The 1,304-nt window shown below is 53.6% G+C and carries 1 protein-coding gene; it reads right to left on the bottom strand.

Annotated elements, in window-relative coordinates; all coding sequences use genetic code 11:
* Positions 1 to 39: 39 nt before the first annotated feature.
* Positions 40 to 1,232 (bottom strand): IS3 family transposase gene (locus tag QP324_RS11790; RefSeq protein WP_284816167.1). Its coding sequence is split into 2 segments (ribosomal slippage): positions 40 to 953 and positions 953 to 1,232, totalling 1,194 coding nucleotides; the frame shifts between segments, so codons are not numbered across the junction.
* Positions 1,233 to 1,304 lie beyond the last annotated feature (72 nt).

Here is a 1,304-nt window from a genome sequence, read left to right as displayed (position 1 = left end):
GGGGCCTGACCCCCGGAAAGTAGACACGTCGGGGGTTAGCTATGCTGCTTGAGTCAGTGTAGCTGATGTGAGTGCTTCGAAGTCATCGGGGGCTAAGAGGCTGCACCAGGAGTGCCGTCTGCGCGTGTTGTAGCGCATGCACCATCGAAAGACTTCTTGGCGGCAGATGACGGGATTGTCAAAGACTTTCCGATCACGCAGAACTTCACGCTTTAAGGTGGCGTTGAAGGATTCTGCTAGGGCGTTATCGGCGCTAGTTCCCACTGCTCCCATGGATTGGCGCACACCAAGTTGGGCACAGTGGTCCCTAAATGCTTGTGAGGTGTACACACTGCCATGATCAGAATGGAAAATTGCCCCTTGAAGGCTTCCGCGGACTCTTCTGGCATGAGACAAAGCCTCGATAACCAGAGATACCCGCATGTGGTCAGCGAGTGCATGACCGACGAGTTTGCGAGAGTAGGCGTCGATGACCGTGGCCAGGTACATGTTCTTGCCGCCCTTACACGGCAGGTAGGTGATATCTCCTACGTAGACGTGGTTCGGCCTGTCCGCGGTGAATTTGCGGCCTACTAAATCTGGCATGACTCGGTGGCCAGGCTTGCGCCTGGTGGTGATGCACCGACGCCGCTTACTAAAGCCTTTGAGCCCCATGGATTTCATGATGCGTGCGACCTTCTTGTGATTTATCGGAGGAAAGTCCATATCGTCGTTGAGGCTTGCAGCGATGCGTTTAGCACCATAAAGCCCGTGCTCATCATCGAAGATAGTCTTGATTCGTGCACCAATAAGAGCATCGGAATACGTCTTTAACCTGCGTTTTTCGCGGGTGTTGACCCATTTGTAGAACGAGGAGCGATTGAGCTTTAACACGTGGCACATCCGCTTGACCGAGTATTCGGTTCGGTGGTCATAGACAAACTGGAAGCGGATTACCAGCGTGTCTCTTCGGCAAAATACTTCGCGGCCTTACGCAGGATATCGCGTTCTTCACGAAGCTTAGAGACTTCCTTTTCTAGCTGGCGGATCCGCTCAGAATCAGTCGTCGCCTGGGCTTCATCACGCATGGTCTTCGTGCGAGCACGCTTGCCGGTGCCGTACTGCTTAAGCCAGGAATAAAGTGAGGAACGATTGACTCCAAGCTCTGCTGAAGCCGCGTGAAGTGAGAGGTCCTCATTGTTTTCGTAGAGGGCCACAGCATCACGTTTGAACTGTTCGGAGTACCTAGGCATGGTGGTAGATTACCTTTCTTCCCAACCCAACCGGGCTGGATATCAGGTGTCTACCAAACAGGGGTCAGGTCC

The organism is Corynebacterium sp. UMB0012, from assembly GCF_030216265.1.
Taxonomy (GTDB): Bacteria; Actinomycetota; Actinomycetes; order Mycobacteriales; family Mycobacteriaceae; genus Corynebacterium.
The sequence above is the reverse complement of the archived record's forward strand: the minus strand, read 5'-3'. Positions and strand labels throughout refer to the sequence as shown.